The sequence below is a fragment of the Variovorax sp. IB41 genome (assembly GCF_016405905.1).
Taxonomy (GTDB): Bacteria; Pseudomonadota; Gammaproteobacteria; order Burkholderiales; family Burkholderiaceae_C; genus Variovorax.
The window spans coordinates 94,524-116,349 of record NZ_JAEFCB010000015.1 but is presented as its reverse complement, the minus strand read 5'-3'; the positions used below and the strand labels follow the sequence as shown (position 1 = coordinate 116,349).

22 protein-coding genes are annotated in these 21,826 nt (G+C 67.3%); 18 read left to right on the top strand and 4 right to left on the bottom strand.

Annotation, left to right across the window (positions count from 1 at the left end):
• Positions 1 to 70: 70 nt before the first annotated feature.
• The 7 genes from rpsP (at position 71) to hisC (ending at position 5,178) form a co-directional block, all read left to right on the top strand.
• Positions 71 to 334: a 30S ribosomal protein S16 gene (gene rpsP, locus JC881_RS23725; RefSeq protein ID WP_013540078.1), complete on the top strand. Its 264-nt coding sequence runs from the start codon at positions 71 to 73 to the stop codon at positions 332 to 334.
• 16 nt (positions 335 to 350) lie between these two features.
• Positions 351 to 905, top strand: coding sequence for a ribosome maturation factor RimM (gene rimM, locus JC881_RS23720; RefSeq protein WP_198788178.1), 555 nt, complete (start codon positions 351 to 353; stop codon positions 903 to 905).
• A 25-nt stretch (positions 906 to 930) separates the two neighbouring features.
• Positions 931 to 1,677 carry a tRNA (guanosine(37)-N1)-methyltransferase TrmD gene (trmD, locus tag JC881_RS23715; protein WP_198788177.1) on the top strand — a complete coding sequence of 249 codons (747 nt, stop codon included), beginning with the start codon at positions 931 to 933 and terminating at the stop codon, positions 1,675 to 1,677.
• A gap of 113 nt (positions 1,678 to 1,790) precedes the next feature.
• Positions 1,791 to 2,174, top strand: a complete 384-nt coding sequence (gene rplS, locus JC881_RS23710) for a 50S ribosomal protein L19 (protein ID WP_042582524.1) — start codon at positions 1,791 to 1,793, stop codon at positions 2,172 to 2,174.
• Between the two features lie 124 nt (positions 2,175 to 2,298).
• Complete coding sequence (locus JC881_RS23705; RefSeq protein ID WP_198788176.1) at positions 2,299 to 3,039, top strand: CoA pyrophosphatase; 741 nt, start codon at positions 2,299 to 2,301, stop codon at positions 3,037 to 3,039.
• A gap of 41 nt (positions 3,040 to 3,080) precedes the next feature.
• Entirely contained in the window at positions 3,081 to 4,082 is a 1,002-nt protein-coding gene (locus tag JC881_RS23700) for a CobD/CbiB family protein (RefSeq protein ID WP_198788175.1), read from the top strand.
• Positions 4,083 to 4,092: 10 nt separating this feature from the next.
• Entirely contained in the window at positions 4,093 to 5,178 is a 1,086-nt protein-coding gene (gene hisC / locus JC881_RS23695) for a histidinol-phosphate transaminase (RefSeq protein ID WP_198788174.1), read from the top strand.
• Here hisC and rsgA read toward each other — a convergent pair.
• Genes rsgA through JC881_RS23680 form a run of 3 tightly spaced genes read right to left on the bottom strand, consistent with a single transcriptional unit; the run spans position 5,172 to position 7,791 of the window.
• Positions 5,172 to 6,131 (bottom strand): ribosome small subunit-dependent GTPase A, encoded by a 960-nt coding sequence (gene rsgA, locus JC881_RS23690; protein WP_198788173.1) that lies wholly within the window; start codon positions 6,129 to 6,131, stop codon positions 5,172 to 5,174. The two genes, hisC and rsgA, sit on opposite strands and share 7 nt — an antisense overlap.
• Before the next feature lie 12 nt (positions 6,132 to 6,143).
• Complete coding sequence (locus JC881_RS23685) at positions 6,144 to 6,494, bottom strand: 4a-hydroxytetrahydrobiopterin dehydratase (RefSeq protein ID WP_198788172.1); 351 nt, start codon at positions 6,492 to 6,494, stop codon at positions 6,144 to 6,146.
• Positions 6,495 to 6,525: 31 nt separating this feature from the next.
• Positions 6,526 to 7,791, bottom strand: coding sequence for a M48 family metallopeptidase (locus tag JC881_RS23680; RefSeq protein WP_198788171.1), 1,266 nt, complete (start codon positions 7,789 to 7,791; stop codon positions 6,526 to 6,528).
• A gap of 59 nt (positions 7,792 to 7,850) precedes the next feature.
• Between JC881_RS23680 and orn the strand changes: the two genes are divergently transcribed.
• From orn to JC881_RS23650, 6 genes are all read left to right on the top strand, one after another.
• A complete protein-coding gene (gene orn / locus JC881_RS23675; RefSeq protein ID WP_198788170.1) occupies positions 7,851 to 8,447 on the top strand; it encodes an oligoribonuclease in 597 nt (198 codons plus the stop codon).
• A 261-nt stretch (positions 8,448 to 8,708) separates the two neighbouring features.
• Positions 8,709 to 10,655: a DEAD/DEAH box helicase gene (locus tag JC881_RS23670; RefSeq protein WP_198788169.1), complete on the top strand. Its 1,947-nt coding sequence runs from the start codon at positions 8,709 to 8,711 to the stop codon at positions 10,653 to 10,655.
• Positions 10,656 to 10,868: 213 nt separating this feature from the next.
• Positions 10,869 to 11,942 (top strand): NAD/NADP octopine/nopaline dehydrogenase family protein, encoded by a 1,074-nt coding sequence (locus JC881_RS23665; RefSeq protein ID WP_198788168.1) that lies wholly within the window; start codon positions 10,869 to 10,871, stop codon positions 11,940 to 11,942.
• Positions 11,932 to 12,936, top strand: a complete 1,005-nt coding sequence (locus tag JC881_RS23660) for a 3-hydroxybutyryl-CoA dehydrogenase (protein WP_198788167.1) — start codon at positions 11,932 to 11,934, stop codon at positions 12,934 to 12,936. The genes JC881_RS23665 and JC881_RS23660 overlap by 11 nt, the downstream gene beginning before the upstream one ends.
• Positions 12,933 to 13,733 (top strand): alpha/beta fold hydrolase, encoded by an 801-nt coding sequence (locus JC881_RS23655; protein ID WP_198788166.1) that lies wholly within the window; start codon positions 12,933 to 12,935, stop codon positions 13,731 to 13,733. The genes JC881_RS23660 and JC881_RS23655 overlap by 4 nt, the downstream gene beginning before the upstream one ends.
• Positions 13,730 to 14,605: a quinone oxidoreductase family protein gene (locus tag JC881_RS23650; RefSeq protein ID WP_198788165.1), complete on the top strand. Its 876-nt coding sequence runs from the start codon at positions 13,730 to 13,732 to the stop codon at positions 14,603 to 14,605. The genes JC881_RS23655 and JC881_RS23650 overlap by 4 nt, the downstream gene beginning before the upstream one ends.
• A gap of 15 nt (positions 14,606 to 14,620) precedes the next feature.
• Here JC881_RS23650 and JC881_RS23645 read toward each other — a convergent pair whose 3' ends face one another.
• A complete protein-coding gene (locus JC881_RS23645; RefSeq protein WP_198788164.1) occupies positions 14,621 to 15,109 on the bottom strand; it encodes a MarR family winged helix-turn-helix transcriptional regulator in 489 nt (162 codons plus the stop codon).
• Positions 15,110 to 15,268: 159 nt separating this feature from the next.
• On the opposite strand from JC881_RS23645, the gene JC881_RS23640 reads away from it, so the two are divergent.
• The 5 genes from JC881_RS23640 to JC881_RS23620 are packed head-to-tail and all read left to right on the top strand — an operon-like array spanning position 15,269 to position 21,822.
• On the top strand, positions 15,269 to 17,461 hold the full coding sequence (locus JC881_RS23640) for a thiamine pyrophosphate-dependent enzyme (protein ID WP_198788163.1): 2,193 nt from the start codon (positions 15,269 to 15,271) through the stop codon (positions 17,459 to 17,461).
• A gap of 4 nt (positions 17,462 to 17,465) precedes the next feature.
• Entirely contained in the window at positions 17,466 to 18,977 is a 1,512-nt protein-coding gene (locus tag JC881_RS23635) for an indolepyruvate oxidoreductase subunit beta family protein (RefSeq protein ID WP_198788162.1), read from the top strand.
• A gap of 18 nt (positions 18,978 to 18,995) precedes the next feature.
• Positions 18,996 to 19,988, top strand: coding sequence for a PDR/VanB family oxidoreductase (locus JC881_RS23630; RefSeq protein ID WP_198788161.1), 993 nt, complete (start codon positions 18,996 to 18,998; stop codon positions 19,986 to 19,988).
• Between the two features lie 20 nt (positions 19,989 to 20,008).
• Complete coding sequence (locus JC881_RS23625; protein ID WP_198788160.1) at positions 20,009 to 21,322, top strand: aromatic ring-hydroxylating dioxygenase subunit alpha; 1,314 nt, start codon at positions 20,009 to 20,011, stop codon at positions 21,320 to 21,322.
• Entirely contained in the window at positions 21,322 to 21,822 is a 501-nt protein-coding gene (locus JC881_RS23620; RefSeq protein ID WP_198788159.1) for an aromatic-ring-hydroxylating dioxygenase subunit beta, read from the top strand. The genes JC881_RS23625 and JC881_RS23620 overlap by 1 nt, the downstream gene beginning before the upstream one ends.
• Positions 21,823 to 21,826: the final 4 nt, after the last annotated feature.

The window sequence follows — 21,826 nt, the reverse complement described above, 5'->3', positions numbered from 1 at the left end:
ACGCTGGAAGAACATTGTGAGCGGGCCTCTTTCTCATCCAACTGGCTCGCTGACCACCCAAGGATAAATCATGGTCGTCATTCGACTCTCCCGCGGCGGCTCCAAAGGCCGTCCGTTCTTCAACATCGTCGTGTCGGACAAGCGCGTTCGCCGCGATGGCCGTTTCATCGAGCGCCTGGGTTTCTACAACCCGACCGCCAAGGAAAACGAAGAAAGCATCCGCATTGCCCAGGATCGCCTGACCTACTGGAAGAGCGTTGGCGCCCAAGCCTCGCCCACGGTCCTGCGCCTGATCAAGCAAGCTGCAGCCGCAGCCCCCAAGGCGGCAGCCTAAGCCGTCACGCACGGCGATGTTGCCCGCACTCGAAACCGCCGAATTGCCGGCGGATGCGATCGAGGTAGGACGCATCGCCGATGCATGGGGCATCAAGGGCTGGTTCAAGGTCCTGCCCCACAGCGCCCAGCCCGAGGCGCTTTTTTCTTCCAAGCGCTGGTTCCTGCAGGCTCCCGGAGCCTCGGCGAACGCCGCTTTCCGGCTCGCGATCCGCGAAGCCAAAGAACATTCCGACTGCATCGTCGCCTCGTCCGAAGAGGTGCCTGACCGCAATGCGGCCGAGGCCCTGCGCGGCGCGCGCGTGTTCGTGCCGCGCTCCAGCTTTCCCACGGCCGGCGACGACGAGTACTACTGGGTCGACCTGATCGGCCTGTCGGTCGTCAACCGCGAAGGCGTCGCGCTCGGCACGGTGCGTGAACTGCTCGCCACCGGCCCGCAGACCACGCTGGTGCTTGCCGCTCAAGAAGACGGCAAGGCCGTCGAGCGGATGGTGCCTTTCGTCGCTGTCTTCGTCGACAAGGTCGACCTGCATGGCCGTCTCATCACGGTCGACTGGCAACCCGATTTCTGATCCCGCCGATACCGGCATTGCGCGCATGCGCTTCGACGTCCTCACGCTCTTTCCCGAACTGTTCGCGCCCTTCATGGCCAGCGGCGTGACGCGTCGCGCCTACGAATCCAAGCAGGTCGAGGTCGTGCTCTGGAATCCGCGCGATTTCGCGCAGGGCAACTACAAGCGCGTGGACGACCGGCCCTTCGGCGGCGGCCCCGGCATGGTGATGATGGCCGAGCCGCTCTCGGCCTGCCTCGATGCGGCGCTGACCGCGCGCGGGGCGGATGCGCCGATCGTGCTGTTTTCTCCCATCGGCGAGGCGCTGCGCCATGAGGCGGTCGAGAAGTGGTCGGCCAGCGAGGGCGCGGTGCTGGTCTGTGGCCGCTACGAAGGCATCGACCAGCGGTTCATCGATGCGCGCGTCACCCACCAGATCAGCCTGGGCGACTTCGTCCTTTCGGGCGGCGAGATCGCGGCCATGGCGCTGCTCGACGCCGTGGCGCGGCTGCAACCCGGCGTGCTCGGCGACGAGGCCAGCCACGTTCAGGACAGCTTCAACCCCGCGCTCGACGGCCTGCTCGACTGCCCGCACTACACCCGGCCCGAGCAGTGGAACGGGCAGGGCGTTCCGGCACCGTTGCTCTCGGGTCACCACGCGCAGATCGAGCGCTGGCGCCGGGACCAGCGGCTGGCCATGACGGCCGCCCGGCGCCCCGACCTGATCAACGCCGCTCGCGCTGCCGGCCGCCTGGACAAGGCCGATGAGACGGCGCTGAAAAAAAAGCTATAATCTCGGGCTCCCCGATCCTCTGCCCGGCCGCGCCTGGCCTTCTGCTCATCCCAGGGTGACAGATACCAACGGCGCCTTTTGTGTAGCCCGACACGATCGAATATCAGGAAATCATGAACCTCATCGAAACCCTCGAGCAGGAAGAAATCGCCCGCCTCGGCAAGAAGATCCCCGATTTCATGCCCGGTGACACGGTCATCGTCAGCGTGAGCGTCGTCGAAGGCACCCGCAAGCGCGTGCAGGCCTACGAAGGCGTCGTGATCGCCAAGCGCAATCGCGGCCTCAACAGCGGCTTCACCGTGCGCAAGATCTCCAGCGGCGAAGGCGTGGAACGTACGTTCCAGACCTACAGCCCGCTGATCGCCGGCATCGAAGTCAAGCGTCGTGGCGATGTGCGCCGCGCCAAGCTGTACTACCTGCGCGATCGCAGCGGCCGTTCGGCACGTATCAAGGAAAAGCTGCCGGGCAAGTCGCAAGCAGCAGCGGCCGCCAAGTAAGCCGTTTTCCTGCAGTGCAAAAAGCCGCCGCTCTGGCGGCTTTTTGCGTTGTTGCTCCCGCCCAAAGACAACTTTTCGTTTTTCCGCTCTACTTCTTCATTCCGGCTCCGGTACTTTTCATCTCTTGACCTCCTCATCCACTTCCCCGCAGGACCCCTCGCTCGAACCCGTCAACGCCGTGGCGCCGTCCACGCTGCCGCCGTTCGATCCGCGCAAGGCGCCTTTCGCTGTGAGGAACGATGGGCTGCCGGCAGTGCCGCACGACCAGTTGACGGCGCAGGCCCTGCGGGCGCGTTTCGAGACACCGCCGGTCTGGACCCCCGAGCTGCGCCGCGAGCCGCGAATGACCGAGCGCACCCCCGCCCAGGCCGCGGTGCTCGTGCCGATCGTGCAACGCCCGCAAGGCGCGACCGTGCTGCTGACCGAGCGCACCGCGCACCTCTCGACCCATTCGGGTCAGGTGGCGTTTCCCGGTGGCCGCGTCGACCCGGAGGACGCGAACGTCGCCGCAGCCGCCTTGCGCGAGGCCTGGGAAGAGGTCGGCCTCTCGGCGCAATACATCGAGGTGCTCGGCAACCTGCCGACCTACACGACGGTCACCTCCTTCATCGTGACGCCGGTGGTCGCGCTGGTGCAGCCCGGCTTCGAACTCACCCTCAATCCCTACGAAGTCGCCGATGCCTTCGAAGTGCCGCTCGCGTGGCTGATGGACCCGGCCAACCACCGCCACCACACCGTGCCCGCCCCCGACGGGACGAAGCGCCAGTGGTACTCGATGCCTTACCAGGACGGTGCCGACGAGCGCTTCGTCTGGGGCGCCACCGCCGGCATGCTGCGCAATCTTTACCGTTTCCTCAGCGCCTGAATGCCGGCTGAACCCGCGGGCTCTCTCGCTATCATCGAAGGATGAGCTTCTTTGCCATCCTGTGCGCGTTGCTGATCGAGCAAGTGAGGCCGCTGGGCCCTCACAACCCCGTGTACGGCACCGTTCTCGCGTGGACGCGCTGGACCAGCCGCAATTTCGATGCGGGCAAGCCCCACCACGGATGGATCGCCTGGGGGCTCGCCGTCTTCGTGCCCACCTTCGTGGCGCTCGGCGTGCATTGGCTGCTGGTGCTCACGCTGGGCCTGCCATTCGCGGTGCTCTGGAGCATCGCGGTGCTCTATGTCACGCTGGGCTTCCGGCAGTTCAGCCACCACTTCACCGACATCCGCGACGCGCTCGACGAGGGCGACGAGCCGCTCGCGCGTTCGCTGCTCGCGCACTGGCAGGGCGTCGATGCCGCCGAACTCAAGCGCAGCGAGATCGTGCGCCACGTGATCGAGCATTCGGTCATCGCCGCGCACCGCCACGTGTTCGGCGTGCTGGCCTGGTTCTCGGTGCTCGCCGCCATCGGCCTCGGACCGGCCGGCGCGGTGTTCTACCGCATGAGCGAATTCGTCGCGCGCTATTGGGCCCACAAGAACGGCGCCGCGGTGCAACCGTCGAGCGTCTCCGTGCAGCAGGCCGCCGAGAGCGCCTGGCACGGCATCGACTGGCTGCCGGCGCGCATCACGGCGCTGGGTTTCGCGGTGGTCGGCAGCTTCGAGGAGGCCATCGATTGCTGGCGCAACGATGCGCGCCGTTTCCCCAACGAGAACGACGGCGTGATCCTCGCGGCCACTTCCGGCGCAGTGAATGTGCGCCTGGGCGGCGGCTCGCTGAGCCCCATTCCAGTCACCGATCCGCTGCCGCGCGCGCAGGCCGGCGAGTCCGTGATCGACGGGCGCAGGCCCGACAGCGGCAGCACGCCGGGGCGCGAGCCCGAGCCCGGCCATCTGCGCAGCGTGGTCGGCCTCGTCTGGCGCTCGGTCGTGATGTGGATGGTGCTGCTGGCGCTGTTGACGCTCGCCCGCCTTCTTGGCTGAGGGTCGCGACATGACCACCGTGCCGGCTTTCTGGAGTCCGCGCATCGGCGCGCTCGAGCCCTACGTGCCGGGCGAGCAGCCGCGCATCGCGAACCTCGTCAAGCTCAACACCAACGAGAACCCGTATCCGCCCTCGCCGCTGGCCGTCGATGCGATCCAGCAGGCGGCTGCGAGCGGGCTGGAGCGCTACCCCGATCCCACTTCGCTTGCATTGCGCGAAGCGGTGGCGCGGCGGCACGGCCTCGCCGTCGACCAGGTGTTCGCGGGCAACGGTTCGGACGAAGTGCTCGCGCACGCCTTCTTCGCTTTCTTCCAGCAGGCCGAGCCCTTGCTGATGCCCGATGTGAGCTACAGCTTCTACAAGGTCTATGCCCAGCTCTACGGCATCGCCTGCGAGCTGCAGCCGGTCGATGAGGGCCTGCGCATCGACGTCGAGGCGATTGCCGCCCGTGCACGCGGTGGATGCGCAGGCATCGTGATCGCCAATCCGAACGCGCCCACGGGCGTCGGGCTGCCGCTGTCGCAGATCGAACGACTGCTCGCAGCATGCCCCGATCGCGTGGTGCTGGTGGACGAGGCGTATGTCGATTTCGGCGGCGAGAGCGCGCTGCCGCTCATCGGCAGGTATCCGAACCTGCTCTTGGTGCAGACCCTCTCCAAGTCGCGTTCGCTCGCGGGCCTGCGCGTCGGCTTTGCCTGCGGTCAGCAACACCTGATCGACGCCTTGGTGCGCGTGAAGGACAGCTTCAACTCCTACCCGCTCGACCGGCTCGCCTCGGCGGGTGCGGTCGCGGCGCTGGAAGACGAGGCCTGGTTCGCCATCACGCGCGACAAGATCGTCGACACCCGCGAAGGGCTGCATCTGCAGCTCGAAGACCTGGGCTTCGAGGTGCTGCCCTCGCAGACCAACTTCGTGTTCGCGCGCCATCCGCAGCGTGATGCGGCCGAGCTGGCCGCATTGCTGCGCGAGCGCGCGGTGCTGGTGCGGCATTTCAAGCAGCCGCGCATCGCGCAGTACCTGCGCATCAGCATCGGCACGCGCGAGCAATGCAGCGCGCTGGTGCAGGCGCTGCAGGCCATCCTGGACGCTCAGTAGCGCGTCTGGCTCAGCTCGGCGAACAGTTCGCCGTAGATCCTGTAGCGCGACGCGCTGATCGGCCCCGCATGCGTCGGCGTCTCGACGTTCGAGATCACGCCGCAGCCCGGTTCGTGCAGGTGGGTGCAGTTGTAGAACTTGCAGTCCCCCGTGTGCTCGGCGATGTCGGGCATCAACCCCGCGAGCTGCATCGGCTCGATGTGGTTCAGGCCGAATTCCTGGAAGCCCGGCGAGTCGATCAGGCCGGTGGTGCGGGCTTCGTCGATCCAGTACCAGGTGGTGCTGGTGGTCGTGTGCTTGCCCGAATTCAGCGCCTGCGAAATCTCCTGGGTCAGCACGGTCGCGCCCGGCACCAGCAGATTGGTCAGCGTGCTCTTGCCCGAGCCGGAAGGGCCGAGCACCAGCGTGGACTTGCCGGACAGCAGCTTCATCAGCGATGCGTAGTCCGCCTCGCCCGACGCCTTGAGCGAGAGCGGCAGCACGCCGTGGTGCATGCGGCGATAGGGCGCGAGCTTGGTCCAGGCGCGCTCGAAGGGCTCGACCAAGTCGCTCTTGTTGAGCGCGATGATCGGCGTGATGCGCTGCGCCTCCGCCGCGATCAGCGCGCGCGCCAACTGGTGCTCCGAAAATTCCGGCTCGGCCGCGATCAGGATCAGCACATGGTCCAGGTTCGCCGCAAAAGACTTCGTGCGGATCTCGTCCTGCCGGTAGAAGAGGTTGCGCCGCGGCAGCACCTCTTCGATGGTGCCTTCGTCCTCGGTGGCCTGCCAGCGCACGCGGTCGCCGACCACGGCCTGGCTCTTCTTGCCGCGCGGGTGGCAGATCAGCCGCTCGCCGGTGGGCGTTTCGACGAGGCAGTGACGCCCGTGGCTGGCGACGACGAGGCCGTCGTGGTGCGCCTTCCCCGTGTTGTGTGCAGCAGGGGTGAAGGCGGCGCGGCCCGGCTTAGCCACAGGCGTGTTTCCTCATGCGGCGGGGCTCGCAACCAGCGCGTCGGCCTGCCGTGCGCAATCGAAATCGGTGACCGAGAGGCCCTTCACGTCGTGCGTGTTGAAGCGCACCACGCAGCGGTTGTAGTGCACCGACAGGTCGGGGTGGTGGTCCTGCGTGTGCGCCACCATCGCCAGCGCATTCACGAAGGCGATGGTCTCGAAGTAGTTGGAGAAGGCGAAGGTCTTCTCGATCGCGACATCGGCGCCGTCGCCGGTGAGCTTCCAGCCCTCGAGCTTGGCGAGGCCGGAGACGATCTCGGTGGCGCTCAGTGCGTGGCGGGCCGGGAGGTTCTTCCAGTCCTTGGGTTTGAACATGCTGCTCATGAGGGGCTCTGCTGAAAGGTGAGGTGGTGGATCACGCCGCGGTCATGCGCGCGAGGCGCTCGGACGCAGGCGGATGGGAGTAGTAGAACTTGACGAACACCGGATCGGGCGTGAGCGTGGATGCGTTGTCCTGGTAGAGCTTGAGCAGGGCGGCGGAGAGGTCGGCGCCGCTGGTCTGCGCGATGGCGTAGGCATCGGCCTCGAACTCGTGCTTGCGCGAAAGACGTGCCGGCAGCGGTGCCACGAAGAAGCCGAACACCGGCACCGCGAGCATGAACAGCAGCAGGGCCAGCGCGCTGTTGGGCGCGGTCGGCGACATGTTCGGCTGCACGCCCAGGCCTGCATAGAACCAGACCTGCGTCGAGACCCAGCCCAGGAGTGCAAAACCGGCAAGGCTCAGCGCGAACATCGCGACCAGCCGCTTCACGATGTGGCGATGCTTGAAGTGGCCGAGCTCGTGCGCGAGCACGGCCTCCACTTCGCCGGCATTCAACTGGCGCAGCAGCGTGTCGTAGAACACCACGCGCTTGCTCGCGCCGAAGCCGGTGAAGTACGCATTCGCGTGCGCGCTGCGGGTGCTGCCATCCATCACGAACAGGCCCTTGGCCGCGAAGCCGCAGCGCTTCATCAATGCGGTGACTCGCGCTTTCAGCGTGGGGTCGTCCAGCGGCTTGAACTTGTTGAACAGCGGCGCGATGAAGGTCGGGTAGATCAGCATCAGGAGCAGGTTGAACCCCATCCACGCGGCCCAGGCCCAGAGCCACCAGAGCGTGCCGGCCGCGCCCATGAGCCAGAGGATCAGCGCCGCGATCGGCAGTCCAATCAACGCGCCGAGCAGCGTCGACTTGACGGTGTCGGCCAGCCAGAGCTTCCAGGTCATCTTGTTGAAGCCGAAGCGCTCTTCGAGCCTGAAGGTCTGCCACAGCGTGAACGGCAGCTCGAGCAGGCCGCCGATGGCAGCGAAGGCGGCCAGCAGCACCAGTTGCTGCACCATGCCGCCGCCGAGCGCCACCAGCAGCAGCTTGTTCAGCACGTCGAGCCCGCCGAGCAGCGTCCAGCCCAGCAGCAGCGCCGCGCTCCAGGCCATCTCTATCAGGCCAAAGCGGGCCTTGGCGATCGTGTAGTCGGCCGCCTTCTGGTGGGCTGCGAGCGTGATGGTTTGCGCGAAGGCTTCCGGCACCGTGCCGCGGTGCTGCGCCACATGGCGCACCTGCCGCGAAGCGAGCCAGAACTTCACAGCGAGGCCTGCAACGAGCGCGGCCGCGAAGGCGATGGTGAAGATGAGCGAATAGGACATGGAGCGGCGAGTTTAGTCCCCGGTAATTCGGGGCGCAGGCCTTGGGCGACAATCCTTCGATGCCCGAATCCCTAGACCCGACGCCCCCCGCAGCCGTGCCCACTTTGAAGAGAAGCGACCAGAACCTGGTCTGGCTGGACTGCGAGATGAGCGGCCTGGACCCCGAGAAAGAGTTCCTGCTCGAGATCGCCGTGGTCGTCACCGGCCCCGACCTCACGCCCCGCATCGACGGCCCCGTGCTCGTCATCCATCAGAGCGACGCCGTGCTCGACGCCATGGACGCCTGGAACAAGGGCACCCATGGCCGCAGCGGCCTGATCGACAAGGTGAAGGCCTCCACGCTCGACGAGGCCGCGGCCGAGCAGCAACTGCTGGAATTCATCGCCAAGTACATCCCCCGCAGCGGCTCGCCAATGTGCGGCAACACCATCGGGCAGGACCGGCGGTTCCTGGTCAAGTTCATGCCCAAGCTGGAGGCGTACTTCCACTACCGCAACCTGGACGTCAGCACCTTGAAGGAACTGGCCAAGCGCTGGAAGCCCTCGGCCTACAGCGCCTTCAAGAAGCAGCAGGCGCACACTGCCTTGGCCGATGTGCACGAGTCCATCGAGGAGCTCGCCCATTACCGGGAGACCTTCCTGCGCCTGACCGATTGAGGTCCATCGACAAGAGATTAGGTAAAAACCCGAAGCCGTGCCATAATCGCAGGCTTCGCTGATTTGCAATTGTCAAAGGACACAGATCAGCGTCTCTTGCATCTCCCTATCTTGCACACCGCGCCCGATCGCATTCGCTGATCAAAAAGGGCCACAGCCTCAGGCGTTAGCCGGAAGCTGAATGTCGTTGGATGGTTGATGTTTTTAACCACCAACGGGGCGCCGCCTACGGCAGCGCTCGCGTTTGAGATTGATATCTACATGACCGACGCTTTTGAAGCGCAGGGCGAGTTCGCGCCTGTGCAATCCGCTACCAACAACGAATTCACCGCCGCTGTGGACACTGTGTCCGAAGCGCCGATCCTCGAGGCGCTCGATGCAGCCGCCCCCGAGGCCGCCGCGGTGGAACAGGAACCGAGCCTGCCCAACGGCTTCATCCGCCTGGGCCTCGCACCCGAACTGATCGCCGCCGTGGCCGACCTGGGCTTCACCCAGCCGACCACCGTGCAAGACAAGGTGATCCCGCTCGCCATGGGCGGCGAAGCCGGCCAGGACGGCAAGGCCCGTTTTGTCGACCTGATGGTCTCCAGCCAGACCGGTTCGGGCAAGACCGCAGCCTTCCTGCTGCCCGTGCTGCACACGCTGCTCAAGCGCCAGGCCGAAGCCGAAGCCGAAGCCAAGGCCGAGTTCCAGCGCCTGGCCGCCGAAGCCGTCGCCCGCGGCGAAGTCGCGCCGAAGAAGCCCAAGCGCAAGGACCCGACCAACGCCCGCCACTTCAAGGCCGCCACCCCCGGCGCCCTGATCCTGTGCCCGACGCGCGAACTCGCGCAGCAAGTCGCGCACGACGCCATCGAACTCGTTCGCCATTGCCGCGGTCTTCGCATCGCCAACGTGGTGGGCGGCATGCCTTACCAGTTGCAGATCGCCAAGCTGCAGAACGCCGACCTCGTGGTTGCCACGCCCGGCCGCCTGCTCGACCTGCAACGCTCGCAGCAACTCAAGCTGGACCAGGTCAAGTTCCTGGTGGTCGACGAAGCCGACCGCATGCTCGACCTGGGCTTCTCCGACGACCTGGCCGAAGTCAACCAGCTCACCATCGAGCGTCAGCAAACGATGATGTTCAGCGCCACCTTCGCGCCGCGCATCCAGCAGTTGGCCCAGCGCGTGATGCGCGAGCCGCAGCGCGTGACCATCGACAGCCCGCAGGAAAAGCACGCCAACATCAAGCAATCGCTGTACTGGGCCGACAACAGCCAGCACAAGCGCAAGCTCCTGGACCACTGGCTGCGCGACACGAGCATCAACCAGGCGATCGTGTTCGCCAGCACGCAAGTCGAGTGCGACGGCCTCGCCAACGACCTGCAGCAAGAAGGCTTCAGCGCCGTGGCGCTGCACGGCGCCCTGAGCCAGGGCCTGCGCAACCGCCGCCTGATGGCGCTGCGCCAGGGCCAGGTGCAGATCCTGGTGGCCACCGACGTTGCCGCCCGCGGCATCGACGTGCCGACCATCACCCACGTCTTCAACTTCGGCCTGCCGATGAAGGCCGAGGACTACACCCACCGCATCGGTCGCACCGGCCGTGCCGGCCGCGATGGCCTGGCGATCACGTTTGCCGAATTCCGCGATCGCCGCAAGATCATGGACATCGAGCAATACAGCCGCCAGCAGTTCAAGGCTGAAGTGGTTGCCGGCCTCGAGCCGCAACAGCGCATGCCGCAATCGCGCCCCCCGATGGGCGAGTACCGCGGTGGCCGCGGCGACAACCAGTCGCGCGACCGCAAGTTCGGCAATGGCGGTGCAGGCGGCGGCGGTGGCTACCGCGGCAACAACGGCGGCGGCTATGCCGGCGCCAGCGGCTTCAACGACCGCAATGCACGCGGCCCGGCACCGAGCCAAGGCCACCAGGGCCCGCGCGGCTTCCAGGGCGGCAACAACGCCGGCTTCGGCGGCGGTCGTGACGACGGCGGCAACAACGGCGGTGGCGCAGGCTATGGCCGCAAGCCCGGCTGGGGCGACAGCGCTCCGCGCGGCGGCCACGGCCAGGGTCACCACGGCGGTGGCCGCGGCGACGGCGGCTTCGCGCCCCGTGAAGGCTTCGCTCCCCGCGAAGGTTTCGCACCGCGCGGCAATGGCGCAGGCCATGGCGGCCCGGGCAAGGTGTTCGTGCCCCGCGACGCACAAAAGCGTGCGTTCAAGCCCTCGCGCTGATCCATTCCAGAGCGGCCGACCCGCCGCTTTGCCCAAAAAGAAAGCCCGCGCTTCGCAAGAAGCGCGGGCTTTTTCATTGCGGGTTTCCGAGGGGGCTTTGGAAGCGATATTTGATTGACTTATGAATCGATGAAAAGTAATGTAATGGCGCATTGCTCCCCGGTCCGCGCCGCGGCTGCCGGTTCATCGACATCTGCTTTTCAAATTCCGAACATGAAAATTGCGATTCTTGGCGGTGGTCACGGCGCCTACGCAGCCGCCGCGGACCTGTCCGAAGCCGGCCACGAGGTGCGCCTGTGGCGTCGCGATGCTGCGGCGCTCGAGCCAGTCGTGCAAGCCGGCGCGATCACGCTGAAGGATGCCGATGGCGCACGCGAGGTGCCGCTCGCGCTTGCCACCGCCGACATCGCCGCGGCGCTGAAAGATGCGGAGCTGATCGTCATCCCGACGCCCGCCATCGCCCAGCACGACATCGCGCTCGCCATGGCCCCGCACCTGGTCGACGGCCAGGTCGTTTTCCTGCCGCCCGGCACCTTCGGCAGCTACGTGATGGCGCGCACGGTGAAAGAGGCCGGCAACCGCGCCGACGTGGCCTGGGCCGAGACCGGCACCCTGCCGTACCTCGCGCGCAAGCACGGCGAGCGCGAAGTGAACGTCACCATCCGCGCCATCCGCCTGCCGACCGGCGTCTACCCCGCGCGCAAGGAGGCCGAGGCGATCGCGGTGATCCGCAAGGCCTACCCGGCCGTGCACGGCTGCGGCGACGCGCTCTCGGGTGCGCTGATGAACGCAGGCCCCGTCATCCACCCGCCGCTGATGGTGATGAACGCCGCGCCGCTGCAGCACTTCGAGCGCTGGGACATCCACAACGAAGGCACGCAACGCGCGGTGCGCGACGTGACCGACCGGCTCGACCGCGAACGCATGGCCGTGCGCGAGGCCTTCGGCCAAGGCGCGCCGCACTATCCGCTGGCCGACCACTACAACAACGACCAGTGGATGTACGGCGACGCGCACAAGCAGCTCGTCAAGTCGGGTGACTGGCGCGAGAACATCGACCTGCACACGCACCGCTACATCACCGAAGACACCGAGTTGGGCCTGGCCTTCCTGGCTTCGGCCGCGCGCCATGCGGGCGTGGACGCGCCCATCGCGCACGGCCTGCTGGCCATCGTCGGCGGCTTTCTCGGCCGCGACCTGCGCCACGGCCCGCGCACTTTCGAAAGCCTGGGCCTCGCCGACCTGAGCGCGGCACAACTCAAGGAGAGGCTGCACGATGGCCAATGAGCGCGCGTTGCCCCGCTTCGCCGCCGTCGGCGCCGGCCGCATGGGGCGCGGCATCGCGATCGCGTTCGCATACGCCGGCCACCGCATCTCGCTGATCGACCTGCGTCCGCGCAACGACGAGGCCTGGCAGCGCCTGCAGGGCGAAGCGAAGGCGGAGATCGAGGCCAGCCTCGCAGGCCTCGCGCAGCTCGGCGTGATCGATGCGGCGCAGATCCAGCCCATCGCCGCGCGCGTGGACTTCGTGAATGCCGCGGCCGCTCCGCAGGCGCTCGCCGCCGCCGAGCTCGTGTTCGAAGGCGTCCCCGAAACCATGGAGGCCAAGCGCGAGGCCTTCGAGCACCTGAACCGCCATTGCCGCGACGACGCGATCCTCACCTCGACCACCAGCAGCATCCTCGTGACGCAGCTCGCGGCGCTGGTGCGGCTGCCCGAACGCTTTCTCAACATGCACTGGCTCAACCCGGCGTATGTGATCCCCGTGGTGGAACTCAGTTGCCATCCGGGCACCGACGCTGGCGTGCTCGCACGCACCAAGGCGCTGATGGAGGCGATCGGCAAGCTGCCCGTGGTCTGCGGCGCATCGCCCGGCTACATCGTGCCGCGCCTGCAGGCGCTGGTGATGAACGAGGCGGCCCGCATGATCGAGGAGGGCGCTGCCACCGCCGAGGAAATCGACAAGGCCACGCGCTACGGCCTCGGCCTGCGCTTCGCCGCGCTCGGCGTCGTCGAGTTCATCGACTTCGGCGGCTGCGACATCCTGCACCACGCGAGCCGCGAGATGTCCGCCTCGATCGACAAGGGCCGCTACACCGCGCCCGCCATCGTCGATCGCATGGTCGCCGAGGGGCGCCTCGGCCTCAAGAGCGGCAGCGGCTTCTACGACTACGAAGGCCGCGACATCGCCGCGTACCGGCGCGACGTGCTCTCGCGCACGCTCGGCGAGCTCAAGCACGCGGGCCTCTGGCGCGCGCCCGCCGGCGAGACGCTGTCATGACGATCCGCCGCGCCTTTGCCGACCTGTCGGTGGGACAGGTGCACTACGCGACGTGCGGCGATGCGAGTGCGCCCGCCGTGCTGCTGCTGCACCAGTCGCCGCGCAGCTGGGCCGAATACCGCGAGGTGCTGCCGCTGCTCGGCGTGCGCTATCGCGCCATCGCGATGGACACCGCGGGCTTCGGCGATTCCGCGGATGGCGGTGTGCCCGCGAGCATCGAGCAATGGGCGCACGTGGCGTGCGAGCTGCTCGATGCGCTGGGCGTCCGGCAGGCCGATGTCGTGGGCCATCACACGGGCGGCGTCGTCGCGATCGAACTGGCGGCCGCCTTTCCGGACCGCGTGCGCGGCCTCGTGCTGTCGTCCACGCCGTACACCGACGAACCTTTTCGCATCGCACGCGCCCAGCGGCCGCCCATCGACGAGGTGGCGCCGAGCGAAGACGGCAGCCATCTCGCCGCGCTGTGGCAAAAACGCCAGGGCTTCTATCCGACAGGACGCCCCGAATTGCTCGAAGCCTTCGTGCTCGATGCATTGAAGGTCGGCCACCGCGTGGAAGAGGGCCATCGCGCCGTCGCGTCCTACCGCATGGAAGACCGCATCGGCCGCGTGACGCAACCGACGCTCATCATCCGCGCCACCGACGATCCGTTCGCCGCACCGCATGCGGTCGAGCTGCAGCACCACCTGCCGCACGCGCGCATCGTCGACATCGAAGGCGGCATGGTGCCCCTGCCGGACCAGATGCCCGAAGCCTTCGCGCAGGCCGTGATCGACTTTCTTTCGACGCTGCCATGAAAGCCGTCCGCATCCACGGTTTCGATGCAGTGCCCGCGCTGGAAGAGGTGGCCGATCCCGTCGCGCGCCCCGGCCGCACCATCGTCCGCATGCAGGCCGCCACGGTCGGCCACATCGACCGCACCGTGTGGCGCGGCAGCTTCCTGCGGCATCCGCCGTTGCCCTACACGCCGGGTGTGGAAGCCGCCGGCATCGTCGTCGCGAGCGAACGCTACGAGGTTGGCCAACGCGTGTGGCTGCGCGGCAGCGGCCTGGGTACCCTGTTCGACGGCACCTGGTGCGAGCTGATCGATGCGCCCGACGAAGCGCTCGGCCTCCTGCCCGATGCATTGCCGATGACGCTCGGCGCCGCGTTCTTCTCTCCCACCACGTCGGCATGGGTGGCGCTGCATGACGTCGCGAAGCTGCAAGCGGGCGAGCAAGTTCTGGTGACTGGCGCGAGCGGCGCGGTGGGCTCCCTCGTGATGCAACTTGCGCGCGATGCAGGGTGCACGGTGACGCCGGTCGATCCGAACACCGCACCCTCCGTTGCCACCGCCGACCTGCTCATCGACACGGTCGGCGGCAACGTCCTCGCAGCGTCTCTTCCTGCCGTGCGCCCCGGCGGACGCGCCGTGCTGATCGGCTACACCGCCGGTCCCATGCTGCAACTGGACATCGCGCACTTCCTGCAGCGCGACGTTGCGCTGCTGCCGCTCAACATGTTCAGGCGGGAGGCCGCGGGCCGTGCCGCCGCGCCCGAGTTGCTCGCGCGATTGGCCAATGGCCGCCTGCATCTCGACGTGCAGGCCTTCGCGCTGGCCGATGCCGCCAAGGCACTCGACTGGATCGCGCAACGCGGCCATCGCGGCCGCGCAGTGCTCGTGCCGTAGACCGGATTCGGTCTTTCAGTCTTCTTCGGGCTCCGGCTCCTCGAGCGGCACATGCACGTGCAGTTCGATCATTCTTCGCAGCGTCTCCTTGAGTTCTTCGGCCCGCCGCAGGCCGAAGGGCTCGAGCACGCGGCGCTCGTGCTCGCGCGCCAGTTCCATCAGGTGCTCGACGGCCTTCAGGCCCTTGCGCGTGATGCGCACCAGCGTGATGCGGCGGTCACTCTCGTGGGGCAGGCGCTCCACCTGTCCACGCGACTCCATGCGGTCCAGGAGGCGCGTCACCGTCGGCTGCTTGGTCACGGTCACCTGCGCGAGCTGGCCGATGCTGATCGGCTCGCTGCCCGCGAGGGACGCCATCACGCGCCACTCCGACACCGAGAAGCCCTGCTGGCGCGCCACCTCGTGGAACTCCGAAGAGATCAACTGGCTCGCCTGCGCGAGCAGCGCCGGCAGGTAGTCGTCGACGAAGCGATGCGATTCGGCGGGCGGGTCCTGCTCAGCCATGAAGGCACCTCACAGCCCGGCACGCCAAACCAGCTTCGGGCACGCTGCTTGCATGTCTAGGGTAATTCATGATTGTGGATACATTCATTTGTCAACATTATAGAAAGCGTGATGTGGCACCTGAAGCGCATCCTCCCACGAGAAAGAAAAAGGACCCACATGGCTGAGCGTTCGTTCGTCGAGGAAGTCAAGAAGCTGCGGCTTTCGGGTGGCGATGTATTTCGCGGAGAAGGCATTCTGGCGGTCACCAAGGCCTTGCTGGAGTCAGGCGTTTCCTACGTCGCGGGCTACCAGGGAGCGCCCATCTCGCACCTGATGGACGTGCTGGCCGATGCACAGGACATCCTCGCGGAACAGGGCATCCGCTTCGAAAACAGCGCGAGCGAAGCCACCGCCGCCGCCACGCTCGCCGCCTCGGTCAACTACCCGCTGCGCGGCGCCGTCACCTTCAAGGCCACCGTGGGCACCAACGTCGCCTCCGACGCGCTGGCCAACCTCGCCTCGGGCGGCGTGACCGGCGGCGCGCTCATCATCGTGGGCGAGGACTACGGCGAAGGCTCGTCGATCATGCAGGAGCGCAGCCACGCGTTCGCGATGAAGTCGCAGATCTGGCTGCTCGATCCGCGTCCCAACCTGCCCAGCATCGTCGATGCGGTGAAGACGGGCTTCGATCTCTCCGAAGCCAGCAACACGCCCGTGATGCTGCAGCTGCGCATCCGCGCCTGCCACGTGCACGGCCACTTCATCGCCGGCGATAACAAGCGCGCGAAGTTCACGCTGCAGGAGGCGCTGGAGAACCCGCAGCGCGACGTCAGCCGCATCGTGCTGCCGCCCGCGAGCTTCGTGCACGAACAGGAAAAGGTGAAGGACCGCTGGCCCGCCGCGGTGCGCTTCATCGAAGAGCGGCAACTCAACGAGTTCTTTTCCGAAGACGCCGACGACATCGGCATCATCGTGCAGGGCGGCAGCTACAACACGCTGCTGCGCGCGCTGGAGCGGCTGGACCTCGCCGACGTGTACGGCAACACCAAGGTGCCGCTCTATGTGATGAACGTGGCCTATCCGGTCATCGAGAGCGAAGTCATCCGCTTCTGCGAAGGCAAGCGCGCGGTGCTGATCGTGGAAGAGGGCCAGCCCAACTTCGTCGAGCAGAACCTCGCGACCATCCTGCGCCAGGCGGGCTCCACGACCGCGCTGCACGGCAAGGACATGCTGCCGGTCGCCGGCGAGTACACATCCTCCGAACTGCTCAAGGGCGCGCGCACTTTCTGCGAGCGCTACGAACGCCTCGCGCCGCTGCCAGTGCCCGTACCGGTGCGCAAGGTGATTCCGCTGAAGGAAGTGGCCGCCATCGGCGTCGATGCCGCGCCCGAACCAGCGATGCCATCCACCGCACTCGGCGATGTCGTGCACGCACGTCCGCCGGGTTTTTGCACCGGCTGCCCCGAGCGCCCGATCTTCAGCGCGATGAAGCTGGTCGAGCGTGAACTCGGCGCACACCACGTGAGCGCCGACATCGGCTGCCACCTGTTCTCGATCCTGCCGCCCTTCAACATCGGCAACACCACCATGGGCTACGGCCTGGGCGGCGCGGGCGCCTCGGCGCTCAATGCGCCGGCCGGCAAGCGCGCGATCTCGATGATGGGCGACGGCGGCTTCTGGCACAACGGCCTCACCAGCGGCGTGGCGAACTCGGTCTTCAACAAGAGCGACAACCTCACCATCGTCGTCGACAACAACTACACCTCGGCCACCGGCGGGCAGGACATCCTCTCGTCGAACGCCGTCAACAAGACGCGCAGCACCGGACACGAAATCGAGCGTGCCGTGCGCGGCGTCGGCGTGGAATGGGTGAAGACGCTGCGCCGCACCTACGACGTGGCCGGCATGCGCGATGCACTGAAAGAAGCGCTCACCACCACGAAGAAGGGCCCCAAGGTCCTGATCGCGCAGTCGGAGTGCATGCTCAACAAGCAGCGCCGCGAGAAGCCGCTGGTGCGCAAGGCCATCGCCGACGGCAAGCGCATGGTGCGCGAGAAGTTCGGCGTCGATTCGGACACCTGCACCGGCGACCACTCGTGCATCCGCCTGTCGGGCTGCCCCTCGCTCTCCATCAAGCCCAACCCCGATCCGCTGCGCACCGACCCGGTCGCGGCCGTGCTCGACAGCTGCGTGGGCTGCGGCGTGTGCGGCGAGGTCTCGCATGCCGCGGTGCTGTGCCCCTCGTTCTACAAGGCGCAGATCGTGAGCAACCCGACCGGCTGGGACAAGCTGCGCGAGCGCGTGCGCAGCGCCGTCATCGGCTGGCTGCAGCGCGGCGAAGCGCGCCGGCGCGAAACCTATGCCTTCTGAAGCGATGACGAACACCAAGGCCCAACCGATCAAGATCGCGATCCTCGCCATGGGCGGGGAGGGCGGCGGCGTGCTGGCCGACTGGATCGTGGACATGGGCGAGGCCAATGGCTACGTGGCCCAGACCACCTCGGTTCCCGGCGTGGCGCAGCGCACGGGCGCGACGATCTACTACGTCGAGCTCTATCCGACGGCGCAGGCAGAAGTGGATCGCGGCCGGCCTGTGCTGGCGCTGATGCCATTGCCCGGCGACGTCGATGTGGTGCTCGCCTCCGAACTCATGGAAGCCGGCCGTGCCGTGCAGCGCGGCCTGGTCACCAACGACCGCACCACGCTCATCGCGTCGACGCACCGCGTGTTCTCCATCGCGGAGAAGAGCGCGCTCGGTGACGGCCGTGTCGACAGCGCGCAACTGCTCGCGCACACGGCCAAGGCCGCCAAGCGCTTCATCCGCTTCGACATGGCGCAAGCCGCCGAAGCCTCGGGCAGCGTGATCAGTGCCGTGCTCTTCGGCGCGCTGGCGGGCTCTGGCGTGCTGCCTTTCAGTCGCGCGCAGTTCGAAGCGACCATCGAACGCGGCGGCGTGGGCGTGAAACCCAGCCTGAAGGCCTTCGGCGGCGCATTCGCTCGCGCGCAGGCCGGCGACGATGGCGAGACACCGCCGGAAGCCGCGGCGGCCACGCCAACGCCACAGCCCCGTCACCCGGCCGTGCGCGTGCTGGTCGAACGCGTGCAGCACGACTTTCCCCTTGCCGCGCAAGACTTCCTGCTCGAAGGCGTGCGCCGCCTCATCGACTACCAGGACCTGGCCTACGCCGGCCTGTACCTGGACCGTATGGCCGTCATCGCCGCCCTGCCGGGCACCGGCGACCACCGCCTGCTGCGCGAGACCGCACGCCACCTCGCCCTCTGGATGTCCTACGAAGACACCGCCCGCGTGGCCGCGCTCAAGACCCGCGCCACCCGCTTCGAGCGCGTGCGCGGCGAGACCCGCGTGCAGCCCGGCCAGGTGCTCGCCATCAACGAATACATGCACCCGCGCCTGCAGGAAATCTGCGAGACGCTGCCCGGCGGCATCGGCCGCTGGCTCATAAACTCCTCGACGCCCAAGAAGATCGTCGAGCGCTTCACGCAGAAAGGCCGCGTGATCCGGACCAGCTCGCTGCGCGGCTACCTCATGCTGCGCGCCGTGGCCGCGATGAAGCGCTGGCGCCGCTCGACCATGCGCTACGCCGAAGAAAACCGCCGCATCGAAGAGTGGCTGCATCGCATCGCCGCCACCGCGCAGCGCAACCCCGAGCTGGCGGTGGAGCTCGCGCAGTGCCAGCGCCTGGTCAAGGGCTACAGCGACACGCACGAGCGCGGCATCCGCAACTACGACACGGTGATGCGCGCGGTCGAGCGCGCGGGCGCGCAGCTCGCGCCCGCCACCTTGCGCGAACTGCGCGATGCGGCGCTCGCCGACGAACACGGCCACAAGCTGCAGGCTGCCCTGGCGCAGCACGCGCTGGCCTGAAGAGACAACGGACGCACGATGACCGCTCCCACCGCCACGCTCGAACTTCGCGTCGCCGAAGCGCGCGAACTCAATCCGCTGATCCGCATGCTGCGCCTGCGCGCCGAAGACGGCCGTCCGCTGCCGGGCTTCGCGGCCGGCGCGCACATCCGCGTGCAGGTGTCGCTGCCCGACGGCAAGACCGACTGGCGCCACTACTCGCTGATCAATTTCGCGACCGCGCGCAACGCGACGAACGCACCGACCGAGTACGTTATCGCCGTGCGCAAGGAGGCCGAAGGCCGCGGCGGCTCGCGCTTCATGCACGAAAGGCTGAAGGAGGGCGACACGCTCGCCATCGAAGCGCCGAAGAACGACTTTCCGCTGCACACCGGCCCCGGCGGCTCGGTGCTGGTCGCGGGCGGCATCGGCGTCACGCCGCTCGCCAGCATGGCCGCGCGCCGCCGCGCCGAAGAGGCGCCGGTGCGCATGCACTACGCCGGCCGCAGCCGCGAGCTGATGGCCTTCCTGCCCGAGCTGCAGGCGCTGCTGGGCGACGACCTGCGCGTGCACACGGATGCCGAAGTCGGCGCGCCGCTCGACATCGACGCGCTGCTCGACGATGTACCGGCCGGCGACCGCCTCTACGTCTGCGGCCCCAAGGTCATGCTCGACGCGGTGCTCGCCCGCACCCAGGCCCGCGGCTGGGAGCACGACCGCGTGCACTTCGAGCTTTTCACCGAACCGGTCGCCGAAGCGGGCGACCGGCCCTTCGAGGTGGAACTCGCCCAATCGGGCCAGCGCTTCACCGTCGCGGCCGACCAGAGCATCCTGGACTGCCTCATCGACAACGGCTGCGACCCGATGTTCGACTGCAAGCGCGGCGAATGCGGCGTGTGCGCCGTGCCCGTGCTCGAAGGCGAGATCGATCACCGCGACTACGTGCTCACCGCCCGCGAGAAGGCCGAGGGCAACGTCATGCAGATCTGCATCTCGCGCGCCAAGGGTGCGCGCCTGGTGCTCGACATCTGAAGCAAGGAGCCACGAGAACCATGCCTTCGTACAGAGACAACCCAGAAGCAGTGCGCGCGCTCGTGCAGAACGATCGCGTGCACCGCGACCTCTACACCAGCCAGGAACTGTTCGAGCTGGAGCAGCAACACTTCTTCGCCAACACCTGGAACTACGTCGGCCACGAGAGCCAGCTGCCCAAGCCCGGCGACTGGATCAGCAACGAGATCGCCGGCCGCCCGCTGATCGTGGTGCGCCACACCGACGGGAGCGTGCGCGCGATGATGAACCGCTGCGCCCACAAGGGCTCGCGCCTGGTGAGCGCTCCCTGCGGCAACACCGGCAAGTTTTTCCGCTGCCCCTACCACGCGTGGACCTTCAAGACCGACGGCTCGCTGCTGGCGATTCCGCTGAAGACCGGCTACGAGAACACCGCGCTGCACGAGTGCGAATCGGCCAAGGGCCTGACGACGCTCAAGCACGTGCGCAGCCACCGCGGCTTCATCTTCGTGAAGATCAACGACGCGGGCCCCGACTTCGAGGCGTACTTCGGCGATTCGCTCAGCTCCATCGACAACATGGCCGACCGCTCGCCCGAGGGCGAACTCGAAATCGCCGGCGGGTGCCTGCGCTTCGTGCACCAGTGCAACTGGAAGATGTTCGTGGAGAACCTGAACGACACCATGCACCCGATGGTGGCGCACGAGTCCTCGGCCGGCACCGCCAAGCGCATGTGGGCCGACCAGCCCGCCGACGCGCCCAAGCCCATGGCGGTCGAGCAGTTCGTGCCTTTCATGTCCGACTACAAGTTCTTCGAGGACATGGGCATCCGCACCTACGACCACGGCCACAGCTTCACGGGCGTGCACTTCAGCATCCACAGCAAGTACAAGGCGATCCCCGAATACGACGACGCGATGAAGGCGCGCTACGGCGAAGAGAAGACCGCGCAGATCCTGGGCATGGCGCGGCACAACACCGTGTACTACCCGAACCTCACGATCAAGGGCGCGATCCAGGCGATCCGCGTGGTCAAGCCCATCTCGGCCGACAAGACGCTGATCGAGAGCTGGACCTTTCGCCTGAAAGGCGCGCCGCCCGAGCTGCTGCAGCGCACCACCATGTACAACCGGCTCATCAACTCGCCGTTCTCGGTGGTGGGGCACGACGACCTGCAGGCGTACCGCGGCATGCAGGCGGGCCTGCACGCGAGCGGCAACGAGTGGGTGAGCCTGCACCGCGACTACGACGCGTCGGAACTGAAGGGCGGCGAGATCACCACCGGCGGCACCAACGAGCTGCCGATGCGCAACCAGTACCGCAGCTGGGTCGAACGCATGACGGAGACGATGTGATGGCCGGCACCGACACCGAGACCCAAGTCACGCGCCAGGACCTGATCGACTTCGTCGTGAACGAAGCGCACCTGCTCGACACGCGCCGCTACGAAGAATGGAACGCACTCTTCACCGACGACGCCTTCTACTGGGTGCCGCTCGTGCCCGACCAGGAAGACGGCCTGAACCACACATCGCACCTCTACGAAGACAAGCTGCTGCGCGACCTGCGCATCGAGCGCCTGAAGAGCCCGCGCGCGTTTTCGCAACAGCCGCCGAGCCGCTGCCATCACCTGCTGCAGGTGCCGGTCGTCGAGACTTTCGATGCCGAGGGCAATCGCTTCGTGGTGCGCACCGGCTTCCACTACACCGAATCGCAGGGCGACGAACTGCAGTTCTATGTCGGCACCTTCTTCCATCACCTCACGCTGCAGGACGGCGCGCTGCGCATGACGCTCAAGCGCGTGAACCTGCTCAACTGCGACGCGGCGCTCCCGGCCGTGCAGCTTTTCATCTAAGGAC

Bases quoted from the DNA above. Each gene is read 5' to 3' on its own strand.
- rpsP (WP_013540078.1), top strand. From the start codon at position 71: ATGGTCGTCATTCGACTCTCCCGCGGCGGCTCCAAAGGCCGTCCGTTC.
- rimM (WP_198788178.1), top strand. From the start codon at position 351: ATGTTGCCCGCACTCGAAACCGCCGAATTGCCGGCGGATGCGATCGAG.
- trmD (WP_198788177.1), top strand. From the start codon at position 931: ATGCGCTTCGACGTCCTCACGCTCTTTCCCGAACTGTTCGCGCCCTTC.
- rplS (WP_042582524.1), top strand. From the start codon at position 1,791: ATGAACCTCATCGAAACCCTCGAGCAGGAAGAAATCGCCCGCCTCGGC.
- JC881_RS23700 (WP_198788175.1), top strand. From the start codon at position 3,081: ATGAGCTTCTTTGCCATCCTGTGCGCGTTGCTGATCGAGCAAGTGAGG.
- hisC (WP_198788174.1), top strand. From the start codon at position 4,093: ATGACCACCGTGCCGGCTTTCTGGAGTCCGCGCATCGGCGCGCTCGAG.
- JC881_RS23685 (WP_198788172.1), bottom strand. From the start codon at position 6,494: ATGAGCAGCATGTTCAAACCCAAGGACTGGAAGAACCTCCCGGCCCGC.
- JC881_RS23680 (WP_198788171.1), bottom strand. From the start codon at position 7,791: ATGTCCTATTCGCTCATCTTCACCATCGCCTTCGCGGCCGCGCTCGTT.
- orn (WP_198788170.1), top strand. From the start codon at position 7,851: ATGCCCGAATCCCTAGACCCGACGCCCCCCGCAGCCGTGCCCACTTTG.
- JC881_RS23670 (WP_198788169.1), top strand. From the start codon at position 8,709: ATGACCGACGCTTTTGAAGCGCAGGGCGAGTTCGCGCCTGTGCAATCC.
- JC881_RS23665 (WP_198788168.1), top strand. From the start codon at position 10,869: ATGAAAATTGCGATTCTTGGCGGTGGTCACGGCGCCTACGCAGCCGCC.
- JC881_RS23660 (WP_198788167.1), top strand. From the start codon at position 11,932: ATGGCCAATGAGCGCGCGTTGCCCCGCTTCGCCGCCGTCGGCGCCGGC.
- JC881_RS23655 (WP_198788166.1), top strand. From the start codon at position 12,933: ATGACGATCCGCCGCGCCTTTGCCGACCTGTCGGTGGGACAGGTGCAC.
- JC881_RS23650 (WP_198788165.1), top strand. From the start codon at position 13,730: ATGAAAGCCGTCCGCATCCACGGTTTCGATGCAGTGCCCGCGCTGGAA.
- JC881_RS23645 (WP_198788164.1), bottom strand. From the start codon at position 15,109: ATGGCTGAGCAGGACCCGCCCGCCGAATCGCATCGCTTCGTCGACGAC.
- JC881_RS23640 (WP_198788163.1), top strand. From the start codon at position 15,269: ATGGCTGAGCGTTCGTTCGTCGAGGAAGTCAAGAAGCTGCGGCTTTCG.
- JC881_RS23635 (WP_198788162.1), top strand. From the start codon at position 17,466: ATGACGAACACCAAGGCCCAACCGATCAAGATCGCGATCCTCGCCATG.
- JC881_RS23630 (WP_198788161.1), top strand. From the start codon at position 18,996: ATGACCGCTCCCACCGCCACGCTCGAACTTCGCGTCGCCGAAGCGCGC.
- JC881_RS23625 (WP_198788160.1), top strand. From the start codon at position 20,009: ATGCCTTCGTACAGAGACAACCCAGAAGCAGTGCGCGCGCTCGTGCAG.
- JC881_RS23620 (WP_198788159.1), top strand. From the start codon at position 21,322: ATGGCCGGCACCGACACCGAGACCCAAGTCACGCGCCAGGACCTGATC.